At 23.3% G+C, this 236-nt stretch carries 1 protein-coding gene; it reads left to right on the top strand.

The annotated features are described in order from the left end of the window. Positions 1 to 236 (top strand): hypothetical protein (locus KB213_RS13565; RefSeq protein WP_211683553.1); only part of this gene is annotated, 236 nt, incomplete at both ends.

The raw sequence follows: 236 nt of genomic DNA, 5'->3' as shown, positions 1-236 counted from the left end.
TAAACCAAAAAAACAAACCAAAAAAAAACACACAACACAAAAAAAAAAAAAAAAACCACACAAAAACAAGCAAAACCAAAAACAAACAAAGCAAACAAAAGAAGAAAAACAACAAGACAAAAAAAAACAAAACAAAACAAACAAGAATAAAAATAACAAAAACAAATACACAAAACTCATAAAAACACACTACAAACCCAAAAAAAACACAACAAAAAAAAAAAAACACCAAAACA

The sequence above is a fragment of the Neokomagataea anthophila genome, assembly GCF_018122595.1.
GTDB lineage: Bacteria > Pseudomonadota > Alphaproteobacteria > Acetobacterales > Acetobacteraceae > Gluconobacter > Gluconobacter anthophilus.
This window is presented reverse-complemented; position numbering and strand designations above follow the sequence as displayed.